The following is a 26,366-nucleotide window of genomic DNA, read 5'->3' on the forward strand; positions in this document are numbered from 1 at the left end:
CTGAAGGAGCACGCCATGACGCAGAGCATCCGCCCGTTCTCCGAGCTCGGCATGTCGGACCTCGAGCAGGTGGGGGGCAAGAACGCCTCCCTCGGCGAGATGGTCTCGAACCTGACCCGGCTCGGGGTCCAGGTCCCCGACGGCTTCGCCACCACCGCGGACGCCTATCGCGAGTTCCTCGGCGCGACCGGGCTCGCCCAGCGGATCGAGGAGCGGCTGCAGGGTCTGGACACCGAGGACACGATCGCGCTGGCCGAGACCGGCAAGGAGATCCGGGAGCTGGTCGTCGCCCAGCCCTTCCCCGCCCGGCTCGAGGCGGACATCCGCGCCGCCTACGAGCAGCTCGCCGCCGGCAGCGGTGAGGCGGCCTCCTTCGCGGTGCGCTCCTCGGCCACCGCGGAGGACCTGCCCGACGCCTCCTTCGCCGGGCAGCAGGAGACGTTCCTGAACGTGCGCGGCATCGACTCCGTGCTCACCGCGATCCGCGAGGTGTTCGCCTCCCTGTACAACGACCGGGCGATCGCCTACCGCGTCCACCACGACTTCGAGCACGCCGCGGTGGCGCTCTCGGCCGGGGTGCAGAAGATGGTCCGCTCCGATCTCGGCTCCAGCGGGGTCATGTTCACCATGGACACCGAATCCGGCTTCGACCAGGCCGTGTTCATCACCTCCGCCTACGGGCTCGGCGAGGGCGTGGTCCAGGGTGCGGTCAACCCCGACGAGTTCTACGTGTACAAGCCCGGCCTGCGCGAGGGCCGCCCCGCGATCCTCAAGCGCGCCGTCGGCGAGAAGGCCACCAAGATGGTCTACACCGACGACGCGACCGTCGGCCGCACCACCGAGTTCATCGAGGTCGACCCCGCCGAGCGCACCCGCCTGTCCCTCACGGACCAGCAGGTGACGGACCTCGCCCGCCAGGCGCTGATCATCGAGGAGCACTACGGGCGGCCGATGGACATCGAATGGGGCCTCGACGGGGCCGACGGCGGGCTGTACATCCTCCAGGCCCGCCCCGAGACGGTGCAGTCCCGCGCCGGCAACACCGTCGAGAAGTACATCCTGGGCTCCCGCGGACCGATCCGCGCCGAGGGCCGGGCGATCGGCGCCCGGATCGGCGCCGGGGCCGTGCGGGTGCTGGACACGATCGAGCGGATGCATGAGTTCCGGCCCGGGGAGGTGCTGGTCGCCGACATGACCGATCCCGACTGGGAGCCGATCATGAAGCGGGCCAGCGCGATCGTCACCAACCGCGGCGGCCGCACCTGCCACGCCGCGATCATCGCCCGCGAGCTGGGGATCCCCGCCGTGGTCGGCACCGGCACCGCCACCGCCGAGCTGGCCGACGGCGACGAGGTCACGGTCTCGGCCGCCGAGGGCGACACCGGCTTCGTCTACCAGGGGCTGCTGGACTTCACCGTCTCCTCCTCCGAGGTCGACTCGATGCCGCCGCTGCGCACGAAGATCATGATGAACGTGGGCAACCCCGAGCAGGCCTTCGGCTTCTCCCGGCTGCCGCACGCCGGGGTGGGCCTGGCCCGCCTGGAGTTCATCGTGAACCGCCAGATCGGCATCCACCCCCGGGCCCTGCTGGAGCTGGACCGGCTGGAGCACGAGCATGCGGAGATCGCGCAGCAGGTGCACGAGAAGATCGCCGCCTACGCCTCCCCGCGCGAGTACTTCGTCCAGCGCGTCGCCGAGGGCGTGGCCACCATCGCCGCGGCCTTCGCGCCGGAGCCGGTGATCGTGCGGATGAGCGACTTCAAGTCCAACGAGTACGCGAACCTGCTGGCCGGGCCGCTGTTCGAGCCCGAGGAGGAGAACCCGATGATCGGGTACCGCGGCGCGTCCCGCTACCTCTCGAAGGACTTCGCGGACTGTTTCGCGATGGAGTGCGAGGCGCTGCGCTACGTGCGCGAGGACATGGGCCTGACCAACGTGAAGCTCATGATCCCCTTCGTGCGCACCCCCGCGGAGGGCAAGGGCGTCATCGAGCTGATGGCCACCCACGGCCTGGTCCGGGGTGAGAAGGACCTGCAGGTCATCATGATGTGCGAGATCCCCTCGAACGCCGCCACCCCGGAGCTGTTCCTCGAGCACTTCGACGGCTTCTCGATCGGCTCGAACGACATGACCCAGCTGACCCTGGGCCTGGACCGGGACTCGGCTCTGGTCGCGGACGCCTTCGACGAGCGGGACCCGGCGGTGAAGTTCATGCTCTCCCGGGCGATCGAGGCCTGCCGTGCGGCGGGGAAGTACGTGGGCATCTGCGGTCAGGGCCCGTCCGACCACCCGGACCTCGCCGAATGGCTGCTGGACCAGGGCATCGCCTCGATGTCCCTGAACCCGGACACCGTCGTGGACACCTGGCTCAAGCTCGCCGCCCAGGGCGGCGGCGAGGTCTCCTGAGCTGGGGCGTCTCAGTCGTCCTCGCGCACCCGCAGCGTCTCGCTGGTGTGGATGCTGGGGGCATGGTGGCTCTCCGCGCCCGGGACGCTGGTGACCGTGGTCAGCAGGAACACGGAGTCGTCGAGCGCCTCGACCGCGTGCCGGTAGTGGGTCAGCGCCGCGATGGTCCCGGTCTCGAGGGTCACGGTCTCCTGGCCGGTGACCGTCACCCGGCCGCGGATCATCTGGATGGAGGCGGCGGGCGGGGAGTTGTGCTCGGACAGCCGCACGCCCTGCAGGAGCGCGATGATGGTCTGCCGCAGGGGACCGTCGTGGACCAGCAGCTCGGCATGCCGGCCGTGCTCCGACTTGCGGGCCCGGTCCAGGGTCGTGGTGATCGCGTCGAACAGGGCAGCCATGGGAACCTCCGGGTGAGCAGTGATGTCCCTGTCCAGTATCCGTCAGTCGCCCGGTTCCGTCAGTCCTGTCGCGGATTCCTTCGCCAGCTCCAGCATCGCCCGCTCGCTGATGCCGAGCACCCGGGCGGCGGCGGCGACGTCCCGGAACTCCGGTTCGCGGCGCACCACGGCGCCCTCGGCATCGCGCGCGATCTTCACCGCGATCCGCTGCCCCTGCACCTCGATCTCGGCGAACTCTCGGGTGCGGATGTGGCGCTCCACCCGGTGCCTGCGCACTCCGAGGGTGCCGGTGCGGTCCATGATGAGCGCCGAGAACTTCTGCTCCGCCCCGTCCCTGACCAGGGCGTGGAGGGTGATCGCGGGACGGCCGCCCTTCATCGTGATCGGGGTGAGCCAGGCGTCCAGCGCGCCCTGCTCGAGCAGCTCGTCGATGAGGCGCGGCCACAGCCGCGGGTCGAGGTCGTCGACGTTGGCCTCGAGCTGGATCGCGGCGGTGGGGGTGTCGTGGGCGTCGGGCGCCGGTGCGGTGTCCGGGCGGCCGACGGGGTGACCCACCAGCACCCGCATCACGTTGGGACGGCCAGGGGTGTCCTTGGTGCCGGCGCCGACGCCGAGCGCCTCGGTGACCAGCATCGGCTGCGGTCCGTGGGAGGCGGCCAGCCCGCGCATCAGGGCCACGCCGGTGGGGGTGGCGAGCTCACCGATGCCGGGGGCGACCCCGGCGGGGACCCGGCGGCCGCCGTGCGCGTGGGGCCCGCCCTGGGCGTGGGCGGGCAGCGCGGCAGCGGAGTCGGGGACCTCGCCGGCGCGGCCCCCCTGGGGGTGCGGATGGTCGTGACCGTGCGCGTGCCCGCGCGGCGGCAGCAGCTCGCCGGCCACCGTCGGCCAGCCGAGCGCGAGGCGGGCCACCGCCGGGACCGGCACCGGGATGTCGCCGTGGGCGGCGCGGATCCGGCCCGAGCCCACCGCGATCACGCTGCCCGCGCCCTCGGTGATGCCCAGCTGGCGCCAGGCCTCGCACGCCCCGATCACATCGGCCAGGGAGTCCAGCGCGCCCACCTCGTGGAAGTGGACCTCCTCGGACGGGACCCCGTGAATCGCGCCCTCCGCCTCGGCGAGGAGGCCGAACACCGCCAGGGCCAGGTCGATCGTGCGCTCCGGGACGGCGGCGTCGGCGCGGGCCTGCTCGAGCTGGGCGAGGATCGAGGCCCAGGTGCGGTGCGGCGGGTCCTCGACCAGCACTTCCACGTCGATCTTCACCGCCCGCTGACCGCCGCGGTCCACGTCGCTGCGCACGAGCCGCACCGAGCCCGGGACCACCGCCTCCAGCACCCGCTGGACGCGCTCGAGATCGGCGCCGGCGTCGATCAGGGCGGCCAGCAGCATGTCGCCGGCGATCCCCGCGGTCGCGTCGATGTAGGCGAGGCGGACGGGGGCGGGGGACGAGGTCGAGGTCATGCTCTCGATCGTAGGCCGCGAGGAGACGGCCGGGACGGCGGTGAGCGGGTGTTGCCACCCTCGCGGCGCTCTGCGATCAGGGATGATGCCCTCATCCTCGTTCACCGTCCCGCCCCGCACCGCCTGGATCCTCGGAGCCGCCCCTCATGACCGTCCCCGCCCCCGTCGCCCGCTTCGACGATGTCGTCGCCGGCCGCAGCCTGCAGTTCGCGCGGGCCCAGCGCGTGATCCGGGCCGACCGCCCTGCGCAGGTGCGGTCGGCGCTGGCCGAGGTCGAGGAGGCGGTGGCCGGCGGCGCCTGGGCCTTTGGGATGATCGCCTACGAGGCCGCCGCGGGTCTGGATGCGGCTGCTCGCGTCCACGCCCCGCAGGAGGGTCTGCCCCTGGTGTGGTTCGGGATCGCGGAGGGGCCCGACGAGGTCGCGCCGCCGCTGACCACGGGGGAGGGGTACGAGCTCGGGCCGTGGGTGCCGGACTGGTCCGCGGCGGAGCATGCGCAGCGGGTGGAGGCGGTGCGGGCCGCGATCGCCGAGGGCGACACCTACCAGTGCAATCTCACCACCCGGCTGCGTTCGACGTTCGCCGGTGATGCCTTCGGGCTGTACGGCGAGCTCGCGCATCGTCAGCGCGGCGCCCATCACGCCTTCCTGGACCTGGGCCGGCACACCGTGGTCAGCGCCAGCCCCGAATCGTTCTTCACCTGGGAGGACGACTGGCTGCGCGCCGCCCCGATGAAGGGGACCGCCGCGCGGGGGCGGAGCCCGCAGCAGGACCGCGCCGCCCGGGACGCGCTGCTGGCCGGCGAGAAGGACCGCGCCGAGAACGTGATGATCGTGGACCTGCTGCGCAACGACCTCGCGAGGGTGTGCGAACCCGGCAGCGTGCAGGTCACCGAGCTGCTGCGGGTCGAGGAGTACCCGACGCTGTGGCAGCTGACCTCGACGGTCCAGGGCCGGCCGCGCTCCGGGACCGGCCTGGTGCAGACGCTCGAGGCGCTGTTCCCCTGCGGCTCGATCACCGGGGCCCCGAAGCTGTCCACCATGGACCTCATCGCCGAGCTCGAGGACGCCCCGCGCGGGGTGTACTGCGGGGCGCTCGGCTACCTCGCCCCGGGCCCGCAGCCGCGCGCCCGCTTCAACGTCGCGATCCGCACCGTCGTGATCGACGGGGCCGACGGCGCCGCGGCCTATGGCGCCGGCGGCGGCATCACCTGGGCCTCCACCGCCGAAGACGAGTACCAGGAGCTGCTGGTCAAGGCCGCCGTGCTGCCGGTGGGGACCCGGGACCCCTTCGCCCTGCTGGAGACCTTCGCGGTCGCGGACGGTGTCGCCCGGCATCTCGATGCGCATCTGGATCGGCTGTGTGCCTCAGCGGCGCACTTCGGGATATCGGCGGAGCGGGAGGCGCTCGAGGCCGCCGCGCGGCAGGCCGCCGCCGAGGTAGGGACCGACGCCGCGCTGCTGCGTATCGCGCTGCGGCGGGACGGGAGCGTGGAGATCACCTCCCGCCCGCTGGCCGCGACGCCCGCACCGGTGCGGCTCGCGCTCGACACCGTGCGCACCGCCTTCCCTCCCGGGCTCAGCGGCCACAAGACCACGGTGCGAGGCCACTTCACCGCGGCCCGGGAGCGCCACCCCGGTGCGGACGACGTGGTGCTGCTCGGTGCGCACGGACGGGCCGTCGAGACGACGATCTCGAGCCTCGCCGCCCGGATCGACGGCACCTGGTGCACCCCGCCGCTGGCCGACGGAGGTCTGGCCGGGGTGGGGCGGCGCCTCGCGCTGGAGCGCGGGGAGCTGGAGGAGCGCCCGCTGACGGTCCAGGCACTGCGCGGGGCGGAGGAGCTGGCCGTGCTCAGCTCCGCCCGGGGGTGGCGTCCGGCGGTGCTGGTGGAGGGGCCGAAGCACGACACCGCCGACGCCGGCACCGCGAGCAGTCGCCGTGCGCGGCCCTGAGGGTGCTCACCAGCTCGCCGCCCTCGACGTCGACCCGACCGCCGGCCAGGACCAGCTCGCGCCGCGGGGTGCGCAGCAGCGCATCCTGCACGTTCGCGGCCTCCAGCAGCACCACGTCGGCCCGGGAGCCGGGAGCGAGACCATGCTGGTCGCGATGCACGAAGGGGGCGGAGTCCGTGGAGGCCAGCTGCGCCGCCACAGCCAGCTCCTCGTCGTGGCGGAGCCCGTGCACCCGTGCGGAGCTCCCGCCGGGCGTCAGCGGGCGACGTCGAGGCGCCCCACCCAGGAGATCGGGGAGACCCGGCCCTCCTCCAGCTGGTACTGGCAGCCCACGATGCCCAGCTCGCCCGCGGCGACCGCGTCGGAGATGACCGTCGACTGCCGCATCAGGGCGTTGACCGTCTCGTCGAGGTGACGGCGACCCACCGCGTCCGCCTCGATCAGGGCCGGATCCACATAGGGGCTGACCTGCTGGGAGGCGAACCATTCCAGCTGCACGGACGGCTGGATCGCCTCGAGCTCCTTGCGGATCGCGGGGGTGACCTCGCTGGGGGTCGCGGTGGTCTGGTCGATCGCGGCCCTCACCGCACCGCAGGAGGCGTGGGCGAGCACCACGATCACCGCGACCCCCAGCTCCGCCACGGCGAACTCCATGGTCGCGACCGTGTTCTCGTTCGCGATCTGGCCGATGTTGCGCACCACGAACAGGTCCCCGAGACCGCAGTCGAAGAGGATCTCGGCCGCGACGCGGGAGTCCGAGCAGCCCAGGAAGGCCGCGTTCGGCGCCTGGCTGCCGCGCAGCTCGCTGCGGCGGGCCGCATTCTGCTGGGGGTGGTGCAGGTCTCCCGCCATGAACCGTTCGTTGCCTTCGACGAGGGCGTCCCAGGCCTGCTGGACGGTCACGCGGGGAGAGGTCATGGCGAGGATTCCTTCGGGTGAGTCGGTGGGGCCGGCGGTCGCCGACCCCGCCGCAGAATACTCCTGCGCTCCCCTCACCTCGAAGGAGAGCCGGCCACCTGCCGCACGATCTCGCCGCGGTCGGTGGACGGGGGTGGAGCAGGGGCGGCGACCCGCTCTTGAGAAATACCCCTAGGGGGTATAACCTGCAGAGATTCCATCACGCGCGAGGGAGAGGCGGCAGGCATGAGAGACGAGCAGACGCTCGACGTCCCGCACGGCCATGACGGGGTCGAGAGATCCCACAGCCACTCGGGGCACCCCGGCCACTCCGATCATTCCGACCACTCGGGGCACGGTGATCATGTCGCGCAGTTCCGGCGGCTGTTCTGGATCATGCTGGTGTTCGCGATCCCCGTCGTCGCCCTGAACCCGATGATCGCGGGGCTCGTCGGCCTCGAGGTGCCGGAGACGGGCTGGATCTCCTGGATCTCCCCGCTGCTCGGGACCGTCCTCTATGTCTGGGGCGGCAGGCCCTTCCTCACCGGGGGCGCCGACGAGATCCGCTCCCGGCAGCCGGGGATGATGCTGCTGATCGCGCTCGCGATCACCGTCGCCTTCCTCGCCTCCTGGGGCTCGACCCTCGGGGTGCTCGATCCGCAGCTGGACTTCTGGTGGGAGCTGGCGCTGCTGATCGTGATCATGCTGCTGGGCCACTGGATCGAGATGCGCTCCCTCGCGCAGACCGGCTCGGCCCTGGACTCGCTGGCGGCGCTGCTGCCCGATGAGGCGGAGAAGGTCGTGGGGGAGGAGGTCGTCACCGTCGCGCCGGCGGAGCTGGTCGTCGGGGACATCGTCCTCGTCCGTCCCGGCGCCTCCGTGCCCGCGGACGGCCGGATCGTCGACGGCTCCGCGAGCATGGACGAATCCATGATCACCGGAGAATCCACCACCGTGCGGCGGGACACCGGAGACGAGGTGGTCGCCGGCACCGTCGCCACCGACTCCGGGGTCCGCCTCGAGGTCACCGCCACCGGTGACGACACCGCGCTGGCCGGCATCCGCGCCCTCGTCTCCGAGGCGCAGAGCTCCTCCTCGCGCGCGCAGCGCCTCGCCGACACCGCCGCCGGCTGGCTGTTCTGGTTCGCGCTCGGCGCCGCGATCCTCACCGCGGTGGTGTGGCTGCTGCTGGGCAGCCCGGACCAGGCCGTGATCCGGGCGATCACCGTGCTGGTCATCGCCTGCCCCCACGCCCTGGGCCTCGCCATCCCGCTGGTCGTCTCGATCGCCACCGAGCGCGCCGCCCGCGGCGGCGTGCTGGTCAAGGACCGCCTGGCCCTCGAGCAGATGCGCACCGTGGACACCGTGCTGTTCGACAAGACCGGCACCCTCACCAAGGGCGAGCCCGCGGTGACCGGGATCGAGCCCGGTGCCGGGCGCACCGAGGACGAGCTGCTCGCCCTCGCCGCCGCGGCCGAGGCCCCCAGCGAGCATCCGCTGGCTCGGGCCATCGTGCGCGCCGCCGAGGAGCGCGAGATCGGCTACCGTGCCGGGGACGACTTCACCTCCTCCCCGGCGGTCGGGGTGCGCGCCACCGTGGACGGAGGCCTCGTCGAGGTGGGCGGGCCGTACCTGCTCGAGCAGCATGAGGCCGAGGAGCTGGCCGGGGCTGCGGCCTGGCACCGGGAAGGGGCGACCGTGCTCCACGTCCTCGCGGACGGGGAGGTCATCGGCGCGCTGCGGCTCGTCGACGAGATCCGTCCCGAGTCGCGTGACGCCGTCGCTGCGCTGCACACCCAGGACGTGCAGGTCGTGATGCTCACCGGCGATGCGCAGGCGGTGGCCGAGTCCGTCGCCGCCGAGCTCGGCATCGACCGGGTGTTCGCCGGCGTGCGGCCCGAGGACAAGGCCTCCACGGTCGCGACCCTCCAGCAGGAGGGACGGAAGGTCGCGATGGTCGGCGACGGCGTCAACGACGCCCCGGCGCTCGCCCAGGCCGACGTCGGTCTCGCGATCGGCGCCGGGACCGATGTCGCCATCGGCTCCGCCGGGGTGGTGCTGGCCTCCTCCGACCCGCGCTCGGTGCTGTCCGTGCTCGAGCTCTCCCGCGCCGCCTACCGGAAGATGCGCCAGAACCTCTGGTGGGCGGCCGGGTACAACCTGCTCGCGGTGCCGCTCGCGGCGGGCGTGCTCGCCCCGATCGGCTTCGTGCTGCCGATGAGCGTGGGGGCGCTGCTGATGTCCCTGTCGACGATCGTGGTGGCGCTGAACGCGCAGCTGCTGCGCCGACTGGATCTGCGGCCGCAGGCCAGCGGCGCGCGCCTGCTCGGGCAGACGCCCACGGACTGAGCCCGCACCGTGCCACCGCGCGGTGGCTCAGGCGCCCAGCTGCATCGTGGTGAGGCAGGTGGGAGCCTCGGGATCGGTGGCCAGCGGCGTCGAGGCGCTCGCGCCGTCGTGCGTGAGGCTCAGCGTGAACCGCCGGTCCCGGGGGAGCCAGAGGCCGAGGAAGCCGTTCGGCGCCGTGGTGAGCGTCTCGTCGAGCAGCACCTCCCCGGCGGACGTGGTCAGGTGGACCGCGAGGCTCTGCTCCTGCAGCTCGCCCCGGCACGTGGTGAGGCTGTGGAAGAAGCACTCGTGCGTGGCCTCGACGAACGGTGCGACCGAGACGTAGGCCTCCCCCTCCGGGAGAGGGAGCGAGACCTCCCGGCCCGCGGCATCGGAGAGCTCCACGCGGTCCGGCAGCACCGAGGCGAGCAGATCCGTGGGCCGCTCCGCGAGGGGCAGCGCCTCGAGCAGATCGATGATCTCCCGTGACTCGTGGCCGGCGAGGCCGTGCGCGCTCAGCAGGTCCTGCGCGGGGGCTGCCGGTGCAGCCGGCTCGCGGTCGGCCCCGCAGCCCGAGAGGGCCAGGGGGGACAGCACGAGGCCGCCGAGCAGGGCGCGGCGCGGAACGGTGGGGCGGGGGATGAGCACGGCAGGGTCCTCCAGACGTGGCGGCGGGTCGGTCCGGACGGTACCGGGCACGGATGTGCGCGGGCCGTGAGGCCGCTGCCGGCGACCGTCACCTCGGTGACGGCCGGTCACCAGGCGTAGGCCTCCGGGGCCGGGCCGCCGGGGCCCGGGAAGATCTCGTCGAGCGCGATCAGATCGTCCTCGCTCAGGGAGATGTCCACCGCGCCGATCGCCGAGTCCAGCTGGTCGATCGTGCGGGGGCCGATGATGGGGCCGAGCACGCCGGGGCGGTGCAGCAGCCAGGCCAGAGCCGCCGGGCCGGGGGCGAGGTCCCGCTGCCTGCAGAAGGCCTCCCAGCGGTCCAGCTGGGCGGTGGGCTCGACGTCGCCGCGACGCACGCCCTGCCCGGAACGGCCGCCGAGGCGGCCGCCCGCGAGCGGCGACCAGGCGATGACGCCGAGGCCGTAGTGCTCGGCGGAGGGCAGCACCTCGAGCTCGATATCGCGGGTCAGCAGGTTGTACAGCGACTGCTCGGAGACCAGCCCCAGGCTGTGCCGGGCGCGGGCGGTCTCGCTGGCCTGTGCGAGATGCCAGCCGGCGAAGTTCGAGGAGCCGACGTAGCTGATCTTCCCCTGCGCGACCAGCAGATCCATCGCCTGCCAGATCTCCTCCCAGGGCGCGGAGCGGTCCACGTGGTGCATCTGATAGAGGTCGATGTGGTCGGTCTGCAGGCGGCGCAGCGAGGCATCGACGGCGCGGCGGATGTTCAGGGCCGAGAGCCCGCGGTCGTTCCTGCCGGGTCCCATCTCGCCGAACACCTTGGTGGCGAGCACGATCTCCTCGCGCCGGCCGCGGGAGGCGAGCCAGCGGCCGATGATCTCCTCGGTCCAGCCGCGACGGTCCGTGCCGCCGTAGCCGTTGGCGGTGTCGAAGAAGGTCACGCCCGAGTCCAGGGCGCGGTCCATGATCGCGAAAGCGTCCTCCTCCGTGGTGTGGGGACCGAAGTTCATGGTCCCGAGCACGAGCCGGGAGACGGTCGCACCGGTGCGACCGAGCTGGGAGTACTGCATCGTCGTTCGCTCCTCGTGGTCGGCGGCCTCGCCGGAGGGCGAGCGGGAACCACCGCGGGGAAGCCTATTCCCGGTAGCGGGGGCGCACCAGGGGATATCACCCGCGAGGGCCGGGCTGTGCGCCGGACAGCGCGTCGGCAGCCCTCGCCCACCGGCCGTCGTCCTGCGACGGGATCGCCGCGATCCCCATCCACAGCGTGAGCGTCTCGAACCAGCGCGACCCCAGGGGATCCAGCGGCCGCACCGACTCGTAGCCGGCGCGGAGCGCGGCCCGAGCCGGGAGGGGCGTCGGGCCCCACCCCCGGAATCGCGTCGCCAGGTAGGTGCCGGCCTGCGCGAGGTCGGCGATCCGGTGGTCGAGGCGGACCTCGTCGAAGTCCAGCACCGCCGCGATCCCGCTGTCCCGCACCAGCAGGTTCGCGGCGCGGAAGTCGCCGTGGATCAGCTGCGGGGAGTCCTCCGGGGCAGGCAGCCCGGTCAGGAGCTCCGCGAGGCGGTCGGAGGCGGCGGGGAGAGGGCCCGGGTCGCGGTCGCAGAGCCAACCCGAGATGCGGTCGGGCTGGGGACGTGGGTACTGGTGGGAGAGGCCCTCGACCGTGATGTCCCCGAGGGCGCCGTGCAGGGCGGCGAGGCAGGCGCCGGCGGCATGCACGGCATGCAGGTCGGAGACGTCGAGCCAGTCCCCTGGGACCTCCGGAAGTACCGCGAGGGAGAGCGGACCGGCGGGACCGTCGACCTCGAGGCGCACCGACCCGCTGCGTGAGGGCAGAGGTGCGGGGACCGGGATTCCCCGGGCGGTGAGCTCGGTGAGCAGGCGCGTGGAGGCCGCGAGCTGTGTGAACCGGTCCTGCGCGCTCGAGAGCTTCACGACCAGCGGCCCGTGATCGCTGCCCACCCAGGCGATCGCGTTGTGGTCGCTGAGGGTCAGACGCGGGAGGGCCTGCACGGAGATCCCCCAGTGCTCGGCGAGCAGCGCCGTGAGCAGGCGGGTGGCAGCGGCCCGTCCCGCCAGGCCGAAGCGTTCCCGCAGCGCCTGCTCCGCATCGACCGTCTCCCACAGCATGGACAATCCCGGGTTCAGCATGGGCTCACGGTACTGCCGTCGGGACCTCCTGCCCGGAGGGCCGGAGATCCCCGGATTACGCTGGAGCAACAGCAGCGTCCTGCAGGCAGGGGGCGCTCTCGCCATCATCGAAGGGACCACCTCATGGCACGCACGATCGTCGTCACCGGAGCCGCCTCAGGGATCGGGAAGGCCACCGCCGAACTCCTGGAAGCCGGGGGTGACCGGGTGCTCCGCATCGATCTGCGCGAGGGCGATGTGATCGGCGACCTCTCCGACCCGGCGCAGATCGAGCGGGTCGCCGCCGAGATCGCCGAGCGCACCGGCGGGGTGCTCGATGGCCTGGTCGCCAATGCCGGGGTCTCGGCCCCCTCCGAGCTGTCCGTGAAGATCAACTACCTCGGCACCGTGCAGCTGATCGAGGCGCTGCGCCCACAGCTGGCGGCGGCCGAGGGCCCGCGGGTGAGCGTGACCACCTCCGCCGCCACCCTGCAGGGCAACGATCCGCAGCTGGTGGACCTGCTGCTGGCGGGAGACGCCGAGGCGGCGATCGCCCGGGGTGCCGCGCTCGCCGCGCAGGGCCCGGAGGCCGGGTACGCGAACTACTCCAGCTCCAAGCGGGCGATCTCCCGCTGGATCCGCCGCGCGGCGCCGAGCCCCGAGTATGCGGGAGCCGGGATCGGCCTGAACGGTGTGGGCCCCGGCCAGGTGCGCACCGGGATGACCACGGAGCTCTTCGCGAGCGAGGAGGGTCGCAAGATGGCCGATGACGCGATGCCCGCCCCCTACAACGGGGTCGCCGAGGCGGCGCACGTCGCAGCCGTGCACGCCTTCCTGGTCTCGGCCGCGAACGCCCGCATGACCGGTCAGGTGCTCTTCGTCGACGGCGGCTTCGATGCCCTGCGCCGCGGGGACGACATCTGGCAGAGCGTCTGAGCGGGACCTGATCAGGAGCCGAAGCGCACGAAGGCGCGCCCCGGGACGGCTGCACCGAACTGCGAGAACCCCAGTGATTCGTAGAAGACCTTCTGCCCGGGCTCCTCGTCGGTGATCAGCACGTGCTGGCGGACATCGCCGTACGGGGCGAAGGCCTCCTGCACGAGCCGTCCGCCGAGGCCCTCGCGTCGGGCGTCGGGATGGACGAGCACGTCCTGGAGGTAGCAGATGGTCGCGCCGTCGCCGACCACCCGTGCGAGGCCCACGAGCCGTCCCTCGTGGCGCGCGATGACCACGCGCAGCGAGCCGGCGAGGCCCTCCCACAGGGTCTCGGGATGGTCGGTGTAGGCGCTCCAACCCACCGCGTCGTAGAGCGCGACCGCCTCAGTGGGAGCGGGCAGGTCGGAGGCCGTGCAGGCGATGACGGTGGCAGTCATGGCGCCACGGTAGCCCGAGGTCGCGGTGAGTCCGCTCAGCGGGGGTCCGGCTGAGCCGCTTCGGCTTCTTCAGCGGCACCAGGTCACCGGGAGGGAGGAAGCACGTACTTACGATTCCGACTCTGGGGTGCGGCAGTGGCTACGACGAGACCCTGCTCGACGAGATCGCGGAGGAGCGGACGAAGTGCGGTGCGTGTCTTGCCGGTGATGTCAGCGATCTCTGCGATGGACATCTCGGTGGCGGGATCCAGGATCGAGAGGACCTCCCAGCGAGCACCTGAGGCCACAGCTGTCATCTGCAGGTCGGTCAAGACATAGGGTCCATCGTTCATGCCCACGAGCAGTCCGTCTGCGATGAGCTCGGCGAGCACATCTCGGCAGTCGTCCGAGTCGAGTCCGAGATTGTTCCGGAGATCTGCGACGGAGACCTGGCCGTTGAGCTTCGACAGGGCGAGGGCTATCGCCTGTTCCCGGCTTCGCCGGTCGTGCTGGGGGAGTCCGTCCAGCCACTCCTGCATGTGCGGATCGATCAGGCCGAAGCGGGAGAGTCTCACCACGACGTGGTCGATGGAGGAAGGACGGAAATCCGGAGCCGGCAGTCCGTGGCTGCGCATCGCGACGACCATCAGCGGTACACCCGAGCCCTGATTCTCGGCGACGGTCGACCGGCCGTCCGGCATGGGGACGACTCTCAAGAGCTGGGCGAGGCCCTCATTGCGCGAGGTCGAGTATCCCTCTGCGACATTCTCGCGAGTGCGGTCTCCCCAGAACCCTCCTGGGCTCTTCACGTCGACGCGATCCGGGTATACGTCCACGGCGACCTGCTGACCGCGAGTGTATGGCGAGTAGTCCCGATGCATCACAGCGTTCGTGATCGCCTCCCGAAGGACATCGGCGGGGATCTCCGGGATGTCCCGTCCTGCAGTGCCGCCGACGACACGACGGGTGCGAAGGTTTCTCAGGACAGCGCGCACGGCATCGTCGATGGCCTGAGGCAGGGGGCCGTCGCATCGCTGACGATCCAGGAACCGGGTCGTCGGGTCCTGTGCCTTCTCCGTCCCGGGATGTACTGCGACATCGATGACCAGGTTCGGGAACTCCTGCTGCGGATAGACCCCGAGCGCCAGGTAGCCGCCCAGAGTCGGCACCCCTTCGTCAGTGAGGGCATTGATCCGGCGCAGACCCCCGTGAAGATCGGTGGTCTCGATTCCGGTGAGTGCTCGACTGTGGGTGCGCAGCCGCTCGAGGGCGCGGGTCGCGAGGTCGGTGTAGAGGTCCGCCATCGTCGTGCCCTCGATCGGCGTCCGGTCGGAACGGTCGGCTTCCCTCTTCGAGTGCAGGAGGTAGACCTCGTACGGGGTGAGGCGCTTGTTCGCATCGGCGACCCTCTTGTAGCTCCCCGATTCGATCCCCTGCGATGTGACGAAGCAGGGCAGCTTCGCGCCGGGGACTCGATCCATTGCGTCGATGTGGATGGTGACGACGGGGGCCCCGTCCACGTCGCCTCGGTCGATCTCGTGCGGTGGGATCGGGGTGATCTTCGGATGCGCCTCGGGTGAGGTGTCGAACGCGTCGAGGACGGCGTCGAGTGTTCGTCGGGGGTCGAAGCCGTGTGCCGGGAGGAATCCGCTCGTCTCATCCAATCCGAGGATGATGAGTCCGCCATCGGTGTTGGCGAAGGCGGACACGCTGCGCCAGACGTCTTTCGGCATGCCTCCTGCGGCAGCTTTTGCCTCAACGTGTGCGTCGTCCTGTCGTCGCCGACGCAGACGGGAGACATGCTCCTGGAGCTCTCGGGGACCCATGCCCTCACTCTATTCACTGTACGCCTCAGTGAATAGAGTGAGGAGTCCTGTTTCTAGAGTGAAGGAATCACTCTCTAGAGTCAGGCGCCCACTCTGATGGTCGGCGCCCAGCTGCTTACGGGGCAGCTCGCGTGCACGAGTGCTCTCGAACGGGTGAGCCCCCAAGCCCTCACGTTTCGAGAGGACCGACCCGAGCACGTCAGAACCCGAGACCTGGCCCCACCAGCCCCCATCGGTGGCTCAGGGCTCAGTGGCCCCCGCCGAGATTCCCCGAGAGGCGCTCGAGCCGCTGCAGGCTCGCTCCGTCGAGGCCGATGATGCGGGCCTCCTTGCCGCGGGCGGCGTACTTGGACTGCACGGCGTCGAGGGTGGCGACGGTGGAGGCGTCCCAGATGTCGGCGGCCGTGAGATCGATGATCACGGTCTCGGGGTCGCCGGCGTAGTCGAACTGGTAGACGAGGTCGTTGCTGGAGGCCCAGAAGAGCTGGCCCTTGACGGCGTAGCGGCGGATGTCGATGGCGCCGTCGCCGTCGACGTCGGTCTCCCAGACCTTCTCGATCCCGACCAGGTGGGCGACCCGTCGGGCGAACAGCACCATGGCGGTCAGCACACCGAGCACCACGCCGATGGCGAGGTTGTCGGTCACGACGGTCGCCACGACGGTGACCAGCATGACGGCGGTCTCGGGCCAGGGCATCATCCGCAGCGTGGTGGGGCGGATGCTGTGCCAGTCGAAGGTGCCGACGGAGACCATGATCATCACCGCGACCAGGGCCGCCATCGGGATCAGTCCCACCACGTCCCCGAGGGCGACGACCAGGATCAGCAGGAAGACGCCGGCCAGGAAGGTGGACAGGCGGGTGCGGGCCCCGGACTGCTTCACGTTGATCATGGTCTGCCCGATCATGGCGCAGCCGCCCATGCCGCCGAAGAACCCGGTGACCAGGTTCGCGACGCCCTGGCCCCAGGTCTCGCGGGTCTTGTCCGAGTGGGTGTCGGTGATGTCGTCGACCAGCTTGGCGGTCATCAGCGACTCCATGATCCCCACCAGCGCCATCGCCAGCGCGAAGGGGGCGATGATCTGCAGCGTCTCGAGCGTCAGCGGGACGTCCGGGAAGAACAGCTCCGGCAGCGAGTCGGGCAGCTCGCCCTGATCGGAGACGTTCGGCATCGTCCAGCCGGCGGCGAGCACCGCGAGGGTGATGAGCACGATCGCGATCAGCGGTGCCGGCACCACGGTGGTCACCCGCGGCAGCAGCACCATGATCGCGATGCCCGCGGCGACCAGGGGATACACGATCCAGGGGATGTCCTCCCCGAAGAGGTGGGGGAGCTGAGCGGTGAAGATGAGGATCGCCAGCGCGTTGACGAAGCCGGTCATCACGCTGCGAGGGATGAAGCGCATCAGCTTCGCCACCCCCAGCAGGGCGAGCACGATCTGCAGGAGTCCGGCGAGGAGGACGGTGGCGACGAGGTAGTCCATCCCGTACTCGCGGGCGACGGGAGCGATGACCAGGGCGATAGCCCCGGTCGCGGCGGAGATCATCGCCGGACGGCCACCGACGACGGCGATCGTGACCGCCATGGTGAAGGAGGCGAACAGGCCCACCTGCGGCGGGACCCCGGCGATGATCGAGAAGGAGATCGCCTCGGGGATCAGGGCGAGGGCGACCACCAGGCCGCCGAGGACCTCGGTCCGCAGGCGGCGGGGGCTGCGCAGGGCGGCGCGCACGGTGGCGGGCTGCTGCTGCGAGTGCTGGGGCGCGGTGTCTGTCGATGCCGGGGCGGCGGAGGGGCTCACGGGTCGTCCTGACGTGGGGGAGGGAGTGGGCTCGTTGGCACGGAACGTCTCCGTGGGGGCCACACGACGCGACCCTCACGTTACGTGAGGGTCGTGGGTCCGGTGGGTGAGTGGTGATCCATATCCCACGCTCGGTTCAGTCCGTCCGTCGCCCCGGATCGTCCGGTGCCGCTGCGGAGGTCAGCGAGCGCAGGCGGGCGAGGAACTCGTCGGCCATGGCGACCTTCTGCTCCAGCGCGGAGCGACGTGCGATCGCGATCGCCTCGAGCTCGCGCAGCTTCTCCCGTGCTTCGGCCGGCGGATCCGGTTGGGCGACGTCGTGGGTGCTGTCGAGCAGCTCGCGCATCTGCTCCAGGGTGAAGTCCAGGGGCTTCATGCGGCGGATCAGCAGGATCCGTTCGACGTCCTGCTCCGAGTAGAGACGGAACCCGCCCTCGCTCCGCTGGAACGGGCGGACGAGCCCGATCTCGTCGTAGTGCCGCAGGGTCCGCAGACTGAGCTCGGTGCGGTCGGCGACCGCACCGATGTGCAATAGCCCAGGTTCCCCGCCCGCCTCGTCCATGGCGCCAGTGTGCCTCACGCTCACCGCGCACCCCGAGAGCATCAGCCCCCGTGCTGGGTGCTGTGCGGCGCCTCGTCCCCCCGGTGGCGCTCGATGAACGGCAGCAGGCTGGAGCCGTCCCCCATCGAGTCCTCCCCGATCACCCCGAGCGAACCGTCCTGATGCAGGACCACCGCCTGGACGCCCGCCAGGGAGCCGTGCGCGGACTGGCGAGCAGCGGTATGGACGTCGACCTCGGTGAGTCGGTGCTTGCGCAGCGCCCCGTGCTGCAGCTGACCGGCGTAGTAGAGCAGGACGGGAGGCGAGTCCAGGATCCGACGCATGAGGCGCCAGCGGGCGCGGGCGAACGCCAGGACCCACTGCACAACCACCAGCAGCACCAGCGCCACGACCGCCTGCGCGAGGCTCACCTTCTCCGCGGTGACGACGCGGCCGAACACCGAACCGAGGCTCACGGCGATCACGAAATCCAGCGAGGTCATCTTCGCCATCGTGCGCGGCCCCGTCCCCCGCAGCAGGATGACCAGGGTCAGATAGCCGACGATGCCGATCAGCAGGGTGTGCCAGATAGGGGCCCATCCGGTCCAGAAGTAGCTCAGATCCATGCCGTCAGCGTGGCATGCGTGCCGTCGGAGGCCGAATCGGGGCGTGAATCGGAGCGTGAGGACGAGCAGCGGCACGAGCTCGCGACCGTGCTCCGCCCGGTCGTGGCAACAACCGGGCTGTCCTTGTCGTCCCCGGTCAGGGCGTCCATCATGGGGGCATGACCGAGCACAGCCCGACGAGGCAGCCCACGATCCACCCGATCCCCGAGGGCCTCGCCGAGCGCGCCGCCCTCCTCGGCGGTCCGGAGGGGGTGCTCACCGAGGAGCAGATCACCGGCTTCATCGCCGAGCAGCTCGCCGGTCAGGACCTCGACGGCAAGAGCATCTGCCTGATCATCCCCGACGGCACCCGCTCCGTCCCGCTGCCGCTGGTGCTGTCCGCGATTCATGAGGCGCTCGCCGGGAGGGCCTCCTCGGTCACCGTGCTGATCGCACTGGGCACCCACGCGGCGATGAGCGAGGGGGCGATCGATACCCTGCTCGGCGCCACGGAGAAGGGCGCTGCCGCGACCTACCCCGGGTGGACCGTCCTCAACCACGCCTGGGATGACCCCGACCAGATCGCCGACCTCGGCGAGATCTCCGCCGAGCGGATCTCCGAGCTCACCGGCGGCCTGCTCACCGACATCCCCATGCGCGTGCAGATCAACCGGCTCGTGGTCGAGTCCGACGTCAACCTGATCGTCGGCCCCGTCTTCCCGCACGAGGTGGTCGGCTTCTCCGGCGGCAACAAGTACTTCTTCCCCGGCTGCTCGGTGCACGACGTCATCGACATCTCCCACTGGGTGGGCGCGCTGATCACCGCCAGTCGCATCATCGGCACCCTCGGCATCACCCCGGTCCGCCAGCTGATCGACGCCGCCAGCGAGCTGATCGACGCCGAGAAGCTCGCTGTCACCATGGACGTCGTCTCCGGCGGCCGGGAGCTGAACGCGATCGCCGTCGGCGACCCGCAGGCCGCCTGGGCCGCGATGGCGAAGATCTCCGCGCAGACCCACATCACCTACGTCGACAAGCCGTTCAAGCGGATCGTCGCCCTGGTCCCGGAGATGTACGACGACATGTGGACCGGGGCGAAGGGCTTCTACAAGTCCGAGCCCGTCTGCGCCGACGGCGGCGACGTGATCATCTATGCCCCGCACATCACCGAGGTCGCCGCCATGCACCCCGGGATCCGCGACATCGGGTATCACAACATCGAGTACTTCACGAAGCAGTGGGAGAGGTTCAAGGACCATCCCTGGGGCGAGCTCGCCCACTCCACCCACGTCACGGGCCTGGGCACCTTCGATCCGGAGACCGGGGAGGAGCGGCAGCGGGTGAACCGCTACTTCGCCACCTCGATCCCGCAGGAGGAGTGCGAGGCCCACAACGTCCTGTACATGGACCCCGCCTCCCTCGATATCGACGCGCTGCGCAACGACCCGGACACCCTCGTCATCGATCATGCCGGCGAGGTGCTCTTCCGCCTCGCCGCGGAGCGGAGCTCCCTGTGACCACCACCGATCACCGCCCCCTCCCCCTGCGACCCGGCGCCGAGCCGCCCGCCCCGAGCTCGCTGTTCTCGCCCGGTCACCCCGGCGTCACCGTCACCGAGATGACCCCGGAGGCGCTCACGGGCGAGGCGCTCGCGCTCGCCGACGCGGTCTCCGCCCAGCTCGAGGGGGTGGGCCGGCTCGGTGTCGCCTATTCCGGGGGCGTGGACTCCGCGACCCTGCTCGCGCTCGCGGTCCGGGCGCTCGGCACCGAGAACGTCGTGGCCCTGCTCGGCGTCTCCCCCTCGCTCGCCCGCCGCGAACGACGCCTCGCCCACCAGGTCGCCTCCGTGATCGGGGCGGAGGTGGTCGAGGTCTTCACCCACGAGGGGGAGAACCCCGAGTACCAGAAGAACGACGGCACCCGCTGCTTCCACTGCAAGGACGAGCTGTTCACCCGCATCGGCGACGACGTGGCCGGCGACCAGCAGCTGGACGCCGTCGCCTACGGCGAGAACGCCGACGACGCGACCCGCCATGACCGGCCCGGCGCGGGCGCCGCCACCCGCCACCGGGTGCTGCGCCCGCTGTCCGCGGTCGGCATGACGAAGCCTCAGGTGCGCGAGGTCGCGCGTCAGCTCTCGCTCCCGGTCGCGGACAAGCCCGCCGCCCCCTGTCTCGCCTCCCGGGTGCCCTTCGGCCAGGAGGTCACCCCCGAGAAGCTGCGCCAGATCGACGACCTCGAGGACGCCGTCTACGAGCAGGGCTTCAGCGACTGCCGGGTGCGCCACCACGGCACCGTGGGCCGCATCGAGCTGCCCACCGACGAGCTCGCCCGCGCCATGGAGCCCGAGATCCGCGCAGCCCTCGTGGCCGCCGGCAAGGAGACCGGGTTCCAGCACGTCACGATCGACCTCGACGGCATCCGCTCGGGATTGTTCTCCCTGCAGATCGTGGGCAGGAGTGCCGGGGCGCATGGCTGAGCCCGGCCCGGCCGAGGGGAAGATCGACGGCTTCCTGGAGCTGGACCTGGATCGCGCCCGCCGCCGCGGTGCCCCCGAGGCGGTGCTCTGCGACGCCAAGAGCATCGAGCAGGTCGACGCGATCGCCGCGGAATACGCGCGACTGCACGCCGAGGGCCGGGACGACCTCGGCCCGGTGCTGTTCACCCGGGCCGACGCCGCTCGCGCCGACGCGGTGCTGACCGCTCTGCCGGACGCCCTCCACGACGCCTCCGCCCGCCTGCTCGCCTGGCCCGCCACGCCTCCGGAGCCGTCGGGAGGCCTGGTGGTCGTCGCCTGCGCCGGCACCAGCGATCTCCCCGTGGCCCGCGAGGCGGAGCTCACCGCCCGCTACCTCGGCCGGCCCACCCGGCTCATCGCGGACATCGGCATCGCCGGGCTCCATCGCCTCCAGTCCCGCCTGCCGGAGCTGCGCGAGGCGGCCTGCGTGGTCGTCGCCGCCGGGATGGACGGGGCACTGCCCACCGTGGTCGCCGGGCAGATCAGCGCCCCGGTGGTCGCGCTGCCCACCTCGGTCGGCTACGGGGTCGCGGCCGGCGGCGTCACCGCGGCCCTCACCATGCTCTCGGCCTGCGCGCCCGGCATCGGCGTGGTCAACATCGACAACGGCTACGGCGCCGGACACCTCGCCGCGCAGATCGCACGCTGGGCCCCGGCGGCGGGGGAGTAGCCGCTCGTCGCGGTGCGGTCCGCCACAGCGCCGTGCGATGGCGGCCACCGCGCCACCCTCCGATCGGTAGCGTAGGGGCGTGGCCTCCCATTTCCCGGGTCGCGCTGACCGCGCACCGGCAGCAGCGGCTCGACCGCCGGCTCGAGGTGCCCGAGCACACTCCGTCCGCCCGCCGCGAGCGGCTGCTCGCCGTCGCCCGCGAATCGCTGGGGGAGGGCGCATGACCGCCTGGCTGCTGCTGGGCGTCGCGATCCTCAGCGAGGTCGCCGCCACCCTGTCCCTGCGCGGGGCGCTCGACCGTCCCGCACTCCATGCCGTGGTCGTCGTCGGCTACGCCCTGTCCTACGCGCTGCTCGTCCAGGTGCTGAAGCGCGGCATGGGGCTCGGCGTCGCCTACGGGATCTGGGGCGCCTGCGGGGTGGTGCTCACCGCACTGCTCTCCGCCGTCCTGTTCGGCGAGGTGTTCACGGCCCTGAAGATCACCGGGATCGTGCTGGTCGCCGCCGGGGTGGTGGTCGTCGAGCTCGGCGCCCAGTGGGCCCGACGGGAGGAGGCGGCATGAGCTGGCTGCTGCTGGGCGGCGCGATCCTCGCCGAGGTGGTGGGGACGCTGTCCCTGCGCGCGGCCACCGAGGGCCGTCGCGCCTGGTACGTGCTGGTCGTCGGCGCCTATGTGGTGGCCTTCGCGCTGCTGTCCGGGACGCTCGCGGAGGGGATGCCGCTCGGGGTCGCCTACGGCATGTGGGCTGCGGTGGGCATCGTGCTCACCGCCCTCGCCTCCCGGGTGCTGTTCCGCGAGAACCTGACCCTGATGATGCTCGCGGGGTTCGGGATGATCGCCGTCGGGGTGCTGCTGATCGAGCTCGGCGGGGGAGACACCTCGGCGGTTGCCGCCGGTTGCCTCTCGGCAGGGTAGGCTGATCACTCAGTATCGGGAGGCAGCGCCGACGTCGGCGAGGACGGAGCCGCAGGATGGCCGAGCAGCGCGTGACGATCTACGACGTCGCCAAGGCCGCCGGGGTCGCTCCGTCGACCGTGTCCCGTGCCTTCTCCCGTCCCGGACGGGTCAGCGCCGCGACGCATGCCAGGGTGATGGACGCCGCCAAAGCGCTGGACTACCGCACCGCCGCGCCCGCCGCACAGGAGCGCCCCGAGCGTCACCACCGCCTCGGGATCGAGGTCCCCGACCTCACCAACCCCTATTTCGCCGAGCTCGTCTCCGGCATGCAGGAGGCCGCCCACGAGCAGGGCTTCCTGCTGCTCCTGCTGGACACCGTCGAGGATGAGGCCCGGGAGCGCTCGAGCCTGGAGAGCGCCATCAACGTGGTCGACGGGATCGTGCTGGCCGGCACCCGCCTCTCCGACGCCACGCTGAACCACCTCACCAAGCGCATCCCGGTGGTGGTGCTGAACCGGCGCGTCGCCGGCCTGGACTCGGTGACCCCCGATTTCTCGAACGGGATGGGGCAGGCGCTCGAGCACCTCGCCGAGAACGGGATCCGCACCGTCACCTACGTCTCCGGCCCGGTCAACTCGTGGTCCGACGGGGAGCGCTGGCGCGCGGCCCGCGTCGCCGCCCGGCAGCACGGCGTGCAGATCCAGCGCCACGGCCCCTTCGCTCCCACCGCCGCGGGCGGCGAGCTGGCCTTCGGGGAGCTGCGGGACTCCCTCCCGCATGCGGTGGTCTGCTACAACGACCTGGTCGCCTTCGGCTTCCTGATCTCCGCGCTGCGTGCCGGGATCCGGGTGCCGGAGGAGCTGTCGGTGATGGGGCACGATGACATCCAGCTCTCGCGACTGGTCGGCGGCGGGCTCACCACCGTGGTCAGTCCCAAGCGGGCCCAGGGTCGGACCGCCGTCGAACGCCTGGTGCGCCGGATCGAGAACCCCTCGGCGCACCGCACCCCGGTCGAGGGCACACTGCCGGTGCGGCTGGTGCCGCGCGGCACCACCGGGCCCCGCGAACCCGGCCGCTGACCCGGCGGCATCCCGGACGCCCCGCACCGGCAACCCGTGACAACGTCCAGCAGGACCTGCACCGCCTTGCGAGGATGACGCCATGAGCAACGACGCCTACGTGCCACACCCGGACAGACTCCTTCCCGCCGACCCCGCCGTGCGCGAGATCGCCCGCGGGCTCTACGAGCTCGAGAAGGACCAGCCGATCGTCTCGCCCCACGGGCATGTCGACCCCCGGCTGCTGCTCGAGGACGAGCCCTTCCGCGACCCGACCTCGCTGTTCATCACCCCGGACCACTACGTCAACCGCCTGATGCACGCTCGTGGCGTGGACCTCGCGGAGCTGGGCGTGGGCCAGGGACCGTTGGACGAGAAGGCCTCCCGCCGGGCCTGGCACCTGCTGGCCGAGCACTGGCACGCCTATGCCGGCACTCCGTCCCGCTACTGGATGGAGCACGAGTTCTCCGAGGTCTTCGGCCTCGAGACCGTCCTGAATCCCCGCACCGCCGATGCGATGTACGACGCGCTCTGCGAGCAGCTCGCCCGGCCCGAGTTCCGCCCCCGCGCGCTGTTCGACCGGTTCAAGATCTCCGTCATGGCGACCACCGATGACCCCATCGACGACCTGGCCCCGCATGACGCGCTCGCCGCGGAGGCGTCCTTCACCGGGCGGGTGATCCCCACCTTCCGCCCGGACCGGTACCTCGAGCCCGCCCGCGCGGACTTCCGCGCGCTGACCGACGCTCTCGGCGAGGCCGCCGGGGTCGACGCCGGCAGCTACGACGGCCACCTCGAGGCGATGCGCCTCCGCCGCCTGTACTTCCGCGACCACGGTGCCGTCTCCTCCGATCACTCGCACCTCGACCCGGGCACCGCCCGGCTGAGCGACAGGGATGCCCGCCGCCTCTTCACCGCCGCTCGCGACGGGGCGATCGGGGCCGCCGAGGCGGTGGCGCTGCGCCGTCACCTGCTGGCCGATCAGGCCCGGCTGGCCGCCGAGGACGGCCTGGTCATGACCCTCCACCCGGGCGTCTCCCGCAACCACTCCGAGGCGATGTCCGAGCGGTTCGGCGCCGACGTCGGCTTCGACATCCCGGTCGCGGTCGACTACGTCGACCACGTGCGGCCGATGCTCAACGACGTGGGCCACTCCCCGAACTTCCGCACCGTGCTGTTCACGATCGACGAGACCGTGCTCTCGCGCGAGATCGCGCCGCTGGCCGGCGTGTACCCCTCCGTCTTCGCCGGTGCGCCCTGGTGGTTCATCGATGCCCCCGATGCGATCCTGCGCTACCGCCGTGCGGTCTCCGAGACCATCGGCTACAGCCGGACCAGCGGTTTCATCGACGACACCCGCGCCTTCTGCTCCATCCCGGCGCGTCACGACATGTCCCGCCGCCTGGACGCCTCGCACCTCGCGGGCCTGGTCGCCGAGCACCGGATCCGGCTCGAGGACGCCCAGGAGCTCGTGGTCACCCTGCCCGATCAGCAGCCGCGCGAGGTCTTCCGCCTCGGCGCCGCAGGAGAGGAGAACTGATGCACACCCCCAGTCCCTCCGACGTGGGCCGTCTGGTCCACCTCGGCATCGGCAACTTCGCCCGCGCCCACACCCTGCACCACACCGAGGTGGCCGGCGGCTGGTCCGTGGTGGCCTTCACCGGCCGCTCCGCCGAGATGGCCGATGCGCTGAACGCGCAGGGCGGCCGGTACGGACTGATCGTCCGGGGCCGGGAGCAGGACGAGGTCGGCCTCGTCGAGGTCATCGACGAGGTGCTCCCCGCCTCCGACGTCGACGCCCTGGTGCGCCTGCTCGCGGACCCCTTCACCGCCGTGGTCACCCTGACCATCACCGAGAAGGGCTACGCCGCCGGCAGCGATCCCGCCCGCTCCGCCCCCGCCCGGCTCGCGCTGGGCCTGCAGGCCCGCCGCGAGGCCGGGGTCACCGAGCCGATCGCCCTGGTCTCCTGCGACAACCTCACCGGCAACGGCGAGGTGCTGCGTCGAGCCGTCCTCGCCGAGCTCGACGAGGAGACCACCGCCTGGTTCGCGGACCATGTCGATGTGGTCTCCTCCATGGTCGACCGGATCACGCCCGCGGCCGACGAGCAGGCCGCGGACATCGTCCTGGCGCGGACCGGGCTCGCCGACAGCGTCCCGGTGGTCACCGAGCCCTTCTCCGAGTGGGTCCTGGAGGACAGCTTCCGCGGCCGCCGCCCCGAGTGGGAGAAGGCCGGAGCACAGCTGACCGACGACCTCGAGGTGCATGAGCTGCGCAAGCTGCGCCTGCTCAACGGCGCCCACACCCTGATGGCCTATGCCGGCCAGGTCGCCGGCGTCCAGCGCGTGGACGAGGCGATCGCGCACCGCGAGGTGCGGGCCCTGGTCGAGCAGCTGTGGGCCGAGGCCCGCGAGACGCTGCCGCTGCCCGCCGACGAGCTGGACGCCTACACGGCGGCGCTCGAGGAGCGCTTCCGCAACCCGCGCCTGGCCGACAACCTGATCCGCATCGCCGCCGACGGCTCCGTGAAGCTGCCGGTGCGCACCCTGCCCGTGATCGCCGAGCTCGGCGGGCCCGACCGGGCCTGCGGCGAGGTCGCGGCCGTCGCCGCCTGGACCGCCTGGGTCACCGATCGAGTGCGCGGCGGTCACGAGGTGCAGGACCCTCAGGCCGAGCAGATCGCCGCCGCCGCCGCACTGCCGGGAGACACCGAGCGCGTCACCGCGCTGCTCGCCCTGCTCGACGTGGCCGCCGACGATCCCCTGGTCATCGCCGTCGCCACGGAGGAGAAGCGCCTCCCGCGCCCTTGACGGGCATGCCCGGCCCCGGCCCCGGCCCCGGGCCCGGAGTCGGGCCGGGGCATGGTCGGGCACTGGCGTCACAGCGCTCTCTGCG

The 26,366-nt window shown here is 71.8% G+C and carries 23 protein-coding genes; 12 read left to right on the forward strand and 11 right to left on the reverse strand.

Annotated features, from left to right (window positions below; all coding sequences use genetic code 11):
- Positions 1–15 precede the first annotated feature (15 nt).
- Positions 16–2,406 (forward strand): phosphoenolpyruvate synthase, encoded by a 2,391-nt coding sequence (gene ppsA / locus ACHUEU_RS00115; protein ID WP_394213831.1) that lies wholly within the window; start codon positions 16–18, stop codon positions 2,404–2,406.
- Positions 2,407–2,417: 11 nt separating this feature from the next.
- Here ppsA and ACHUEU_RS00120 read toward each other — a convergent pair whose 3' ends face one another.
- The gene (locus ACHUEU_RS00120; protein ID WP_394213832.1) at positions 2,418–2,804 is read right to left on the reverse strand and encodes a cupin domain-containing protein; all 387 of its coding nucleotides are present in this window, start codon (positions 2,802–2,804) and stop codon (positions 2,418–2,420) included.
- A gap of 42 nt (positions 2,805–2,846) precedes the next feature.
- Positions 2,847–4,262: a nickel pincer cofactor biosynthesis protein LarC gene (gene larC / locus ACHUEU_RS00125; RefSeq protein ID WP_394213833.1), complete on the reverse strand. Its 1,416-nt coding sequence runs from the start codon at positions 4,260–4,262 to the stop codon at positions 2,847–2,849.
- A 146-nt stretch (positions 4,263–4,408) separates the two neighbouring features.
- Here larC and pabB point away from each other — a divergent pair, with 146 nt between their 5' ends.
- Entirely contained in the window at positions 4,409–6,217 is a 1,809-nt protein-coding gene (gene pabB / locus ACHUEU_RS00130) for an aminodeoxychorismate synthase component I (protein WP_394213834.1), read from the forward strand.
- A 255-nt stretch (positions 6,218–6,472) separates the two neighbouring features.
- Here pabB and ACHUEU_RS00135 read toward each other — a convergent pair whose 3' ends face one another.
- Positions 6,473–7,135, reverse strand: a complete 663-nt coding sequence (locus tag ACHUEU_RS00135; protein WP_394213835.1) for a carbonic anhydrase — start codon at positions 7,133–7,135, stop codon at positions 6,473–6,475.
- Between the two features lie 225 nt (positions 7,136–7,360).
- Here ACHUEU_RS00135 and ACHUEU_RS00140 point away from each other — a divergent pair, with 225 nt between their 5' ends.
- Positions 7,361–9,463, forward strand: a complete 2,103-nt coding sequence (locus tag ACHUEU_RS00140; RefSeq protein ID WP_394213836.1) for a heavy metal translocating P-type ATPase — start codon at positions 7,361–7,363, stop codon at positions 9,461–9,463.
- 27 nt (positions 9,464–9,490) lie between these two features.
- Here the strand turns inward: ACHUEU_RS00140 and ACHUEU_RS00145 are convergent, their stop codons facing one another.
- From ACHUEU_RS00145 to ACHUEU_RS00155, 3 genes are all read right to left on the reverse strand, one after another.
- Complete coding sequence (locus ACHUEU_RS00145; RefSeq protein WP_394213837.1) at positions 9,491–10,090, reverse strand: CueP family metal-binding protein; 600 nt, start codon at positions 10,088–10,090, stop codon at positions 9,491–9,493.
- Positions 10,091–10,197: 107 nt separating this feature from the next.
- Complete coding sequence (locus tag ACHUEU_RS00150) at positions 10,198–11,139, reverse strand: aldo/keto reductase (protein WP_394213838.1); 942 nt, start codon at positions 11,137–11,139, stop codon at positions 10,198–10,200.
- Positions 11,140–11,236: 97 nt separating this feature from the next.
- Positions 11,237–12,223, reverse strand: a complete 987-nt coding sequence (locus ACHUEU_RS00155) for a phosphotransferase enzyme family protein (protein ID WP_394213839.1) — start codon at positions 12,221–12,223, stop codon at positions 11,237–11,239.
- Positions 12,224–12,346: 123 nt separating this feature from the next.
- Between ACHUEU_RS00155 and ACHUEU_RS00160 the strand changes: the two genes are divergently transcribed.
- Entirely contained in the window at positions 12,347–13,138 is a 792-nt protein-coding gene (locus tag ACHUEU_RS00160) for an SDR family oxidoreductase (RefSeq protein ID WP_394213840.1), read from the forward strand.
- Between the two features lie 11 nt (positions 13,139–13,149).
- On the opposite strand, the gene ACHUEU_RS00165 is transcribed toward ACHUEU_RS00160, so the two are convergent.
- The 5 genes from ACHUEU_RS00165 to ACHUEU_RS00185 all read right to left on the reverse strand — a co-directional run bounded on the left by ACHUEU_RS00165 (position 13,150) and on the right by ACHUEU_RS00185 (position 18,348).
- The gene (locus tag ACHUEU_RS00165; protein WP_394213841.1) at positions 13,150–13,575 is read right to left on the reverse strand and encodes a GNAT family N-acetyltransferase; all 426 of its coding nucleotides are present in this window, start codon (positions 13,573–13,575) and stop codon (positions 13,150–13,152) included.
- 83 nt (positions 13,576–13,658) lie between these two features.
- Positions 13,659–15,380: an ATP-binding protein gene (locus tag ACHUEU_RS00170; protein WP_394213842.1), complete on the reverse strand. Its 1,722-nt coding sequence runs from the start codon at positions 15,378–15,380 to the stop codon at positions 13,659–13,661.
- A gap of 247 nt (positions 15,381–15,627) precedes the next feature.
- Complete coding sequence (locus tag ACHUEU_RS00175) at positions 15,628–17,181, reverse strand: SulP family inorganic anion transporter (protein ID WP_394213843.1); 1,554 nt, start codon at positions 17,179–17,181, stop codon at positions 15,628–15,630.
- A 136-nt stretch (positions 17,182–17,317) separates the two neighbouring features.
- Positions 17,318–17,743: a MerR family transcriptional regulator gene (locus ACHUEU_RS00180; protein ID WP_394213844.1), complete on the reverse strand. Its 426-nt coding sequence runs from the start codon at positions 17,741–17,743 to the stop codon at positions 17,318–17,320.
- A 41-nt stretch (positions 17,744–17,784) separates the two neighbouring features.
- The gene (locus tag ACHUEU_RS00185; protein ID WP_394213845.1) at positions 17,785–18,348 is read right to left on the reverse strand and encodes a DUF421 domain-containing protein; all 564 of its coding nucleotides are present in this window, start codon (positions 18,346–18,348) and stop codon (positions 17,785–17,787) included.
- A 158-nt stretch (positions 18,349–18,506) separates the two neighbouring features.
- Here ACHUEU_RS00185 and ACHUEU_RS00190 point away from each other — a divergent pair, with 158 nt between their 5' ends.
- The 8 genes from ACHUEU_RS00190 (at position 18,507) to ACHUEU_RS00225 (ending at position 26,281) form a co-directional block, all read left to right on the forward strand.
- Complete coding sequence (locus tag ACHUEU_RS00190; protein ID WP_394213846.1) at positions 18,507–19,844, forward strand: lactate racemase domain-containing protein; 1,338 nt, start codon at positions 18,507–18,509, stop codon at positions 19,842–19,844.
- 101 nt (positions 19,845–19,945) lie between these two features.
- Positions 19,946–20,806 (forward strand): ATP-dependent sacrificial sulfur transferase LarE, encoded by an 861-nt coding sequence (larE, locus tag ACHUEU_RS00195; RefSeq protein WP_394214105.1) that lies wholly within the window; start codon positions 19,946–19,948, stop codon positions 20,804–20,806.
- On the forward strand, positions 20,799–21,515 hold the full coding sequence (gene larB, locus ACHUEU_RS00200) for a nickel pincer cofactor biosynthesis protein LarB (RefSeq protein WP_394213847.1): 717 nt from the start codon (positions 20,799–20,801) through the stop codon (positions 21,513–21,515). Before larE ends, larB begins: the two co-directional genes overlap by 8 nt.
- Positions 21,516–21,735: 220 nt before the next feature.
- A complete protein-coding gene (locus ACHUEU_RS00205) occupies positions 21,736–22,077 on the forward strand; it encodes a DMT family transporter (protein WP_394213848.1) in 342 nt (113 codons plus the stop codon).
- Positions 22,074–22,430: a DMT family transporter gene (locus ACHUEU_RS00210; protein WP_394213849.1), complete on the forward strand. Its 357-nt coding sequence runs from the start codon at positions 22,074–22,076 to the stop codon at positions 22,428–22,430. The genes ACHUEU_RS00205 and ACHUEU_RS00210 overlap by 4 nt, the downstream gene beginning before the upstream one ends.
- 56 nt (positions 22,431–22,486) lie before the next feature.
- Entirely contained in the window at positions 22,487–23,491 is a 1,005-nt protein-coding gene (locus tag ACHUEU_RS00215; RefSeq protein ID WP_394213850.1) for a LacI family DNA-binding transcriptional regulator, read from the forward strand.
- Positions 23,492–23,573: 82 nt separating this feature from the next.
- Positions 23,574–25,010: a glucuronate isomerase gene (gene uxaC / locus ACHUEU_RS00220; protein WP_394213851.1), complete on the forward strand. Its 1,437-nt coding sequence runs from the start codon at positions 23,574–23,576 to the stop codon at positions 25,008–25,010.
- Positions 25,010–26,281, forward strand: coding sequence for a mannitol dehydrogenase family protein (locus ACHUEU_RS00225; RefSeq protein ID WP_394213852.1), 1,272 nt, complete (start codon positions 25,010–25,012; stop codon positions 26,279–26,281). The genes uxaC and ACHUEU_RS00225 overlap by 1 nt, the downstream gene beginning before the upstream one ends.
- Positions 26,282–26,366 lie beyond the last annotated feature (85 nt).

The organism is Brachybacterium vulturis, assembly GCF_043641765.1.
GTDB classification, from domain to species: Bacteria; Actinomycetota; Actinomycetes; order Actinomycetales; family Dermabacteraceae; genus Brachybacterium; species Brachybacterium vulturis_A.

Excerpts from the sequence above, each read along its gene's own strand:
- larE (WP_394214105.1), top strand. The coding sequence starts at position 19,946 with ATGACCCCGGAGGCGCTCACGGGCGAGGCGCTCGCGCTCGCCGACGCG.
- ACHUEU_RS00135 (WP_394213835.1), bottom strand. The coding sequence starts at position 7,135 with ATGACCTCTCCCCGCGTGACCGTCCAGCAGGCCTGGGACGCCCTCGTC.
- ACHUEU_RS00180 (WP_394213844.1), bottom strand. The coding sequence starts at position 17,743 with ATGGACGAGGCGGGCGGGGAACCTGGGCTATTGCACATCGGTGCGGTC.
- ACHUEU_RS00170 (WP_394213842.1), bottom strand. The coding sequence starts at position 15,380 with ATGGGTCCCCGAGAGCTCCAGGAGCATGTCTCCCGTCTGCGTCGGCGA.
- ACHUEU_RS00150 (WP_394213838.1), bottom strand. The coding sequence starts at position 11,139 with ATGCAGTACTCCCAGCTCGGTCGCACCGGTGCGACCGTCTCCCGGCTC.
- ACHUEU_RS00185 (WP_394213845.1), bottom strand. The coding sequence starts at position 18,348 with ATGGATCTGAGCTACTTCTGGACCGGATGGGCCCCTATCTGGCACACC.
- ACHUEU_RS00160 (WP_394213840.1), top strand. The coding sequence starts at position 12,347 with ATGGCACGCACGATCGTCGTCACCGGAGCCGCCTCAGGGATCGGGAAG.
- ACHUEU_RS00165 (WP_394213841.1), bottom strand. The coding sequence starts at position 13,575 with ATGACTGCCACCGTCATCGCCTGCACGGCCTCCGACCTGCCCGCTCCC.
- ACHUEU_RS00155 (WP_394213839.1), bottom strand. The coding sequence starts at position 12,223 with ATGCTGAACCCGGGATTGTCCATGCTGTGGGAGACGGTCGATGCGGAG.
- larB (WP_394213847.1), top strand. The coding sequence starts at position 20,799 with ATGGCTGAGCCCGGCCCGGCCGAGGGGAAGATCGACGGCTTCCTGGAG.
- ACHUEU_RS00210 (WP_394213849.1), top strand. The coding sequence starts at position 22,074 with ATGAGCTGGCTGCTGCTGGGCGGCGCGATCCTCGCCGAGGTGGTGGGG.
- larC (WP_394213833.1), bottom strand. The coding sequence starts at position 4,262 with ATGACCTCGACCTCGTCCCCCGCCCCCGTCCGCCTCGCCTACATCGAC.
- uxaC (WP_394213851.1), top strand. The coding sequence starts at position 23,574 with ATGAGCAACGACGCCTACGTGCCACACCCGGACAGACTCCTTCCCGCC.
- ACHUEU_RS00225 (WP_394213852.1), top strand. The coding sequence starts at position 25,010 with ATGCACACCCCCAGTCCCTCCGACGTGGGCCGTCTGGTCCACCTCGGC.
- pabB (WP_394213834.1), top strand. The coding sequence starts at position 4,409 with ATGACCGTCCCCGCCCCCGTCGCCCGCTTCGACGATGTCGTCGCCGGC.
- ACHUEU_RS00205 (WP_394213848.1), top strand. The coding sequence starts at position 21,736 with ATGACCGCCTGGCTGCTGCTGGGCGTCGCGATCCTCAGCGAGGTCGCC.
- ACHUEU_RS00120 (WP_394213832.1), bottom strand. The coding sequence starts at position 2,804 with ATGGCTGCCCTGTTCGACGCGATCACCACGACCCTGGACCGGGCCCGC.
- ACHUEU_RS00140 (WP_394213836.1), top strand. The coding sequence starts at position 7,361 with ATGAGAGACGAGCAGACGCTCGACGTCCCGCACGGCCATGACGGGGTC.
- ACHUEU_RS00215 (WP_394213850.1), top strand. The coding sequence starts at position 22,487 with ATGGCCGAGCAGCGCGTGACGATCTACGACGTCGCCAAGGCCGCCGGG.
- ACHUEU_RS00190 (WP_394213846.1), top strand. The coding sequence starts at position 18,507 with ATGACCGAGCACAGCCCGACGAGGCAGCCCACGATCCACCCGATCCCC.
- ppsA (WP_394213831.1), top strand. The coding sequence starts at position 16 with ATGACGCAGAGCATCCGCCCGTTCTCCGAGCTCGGCATGTCGGACCTC.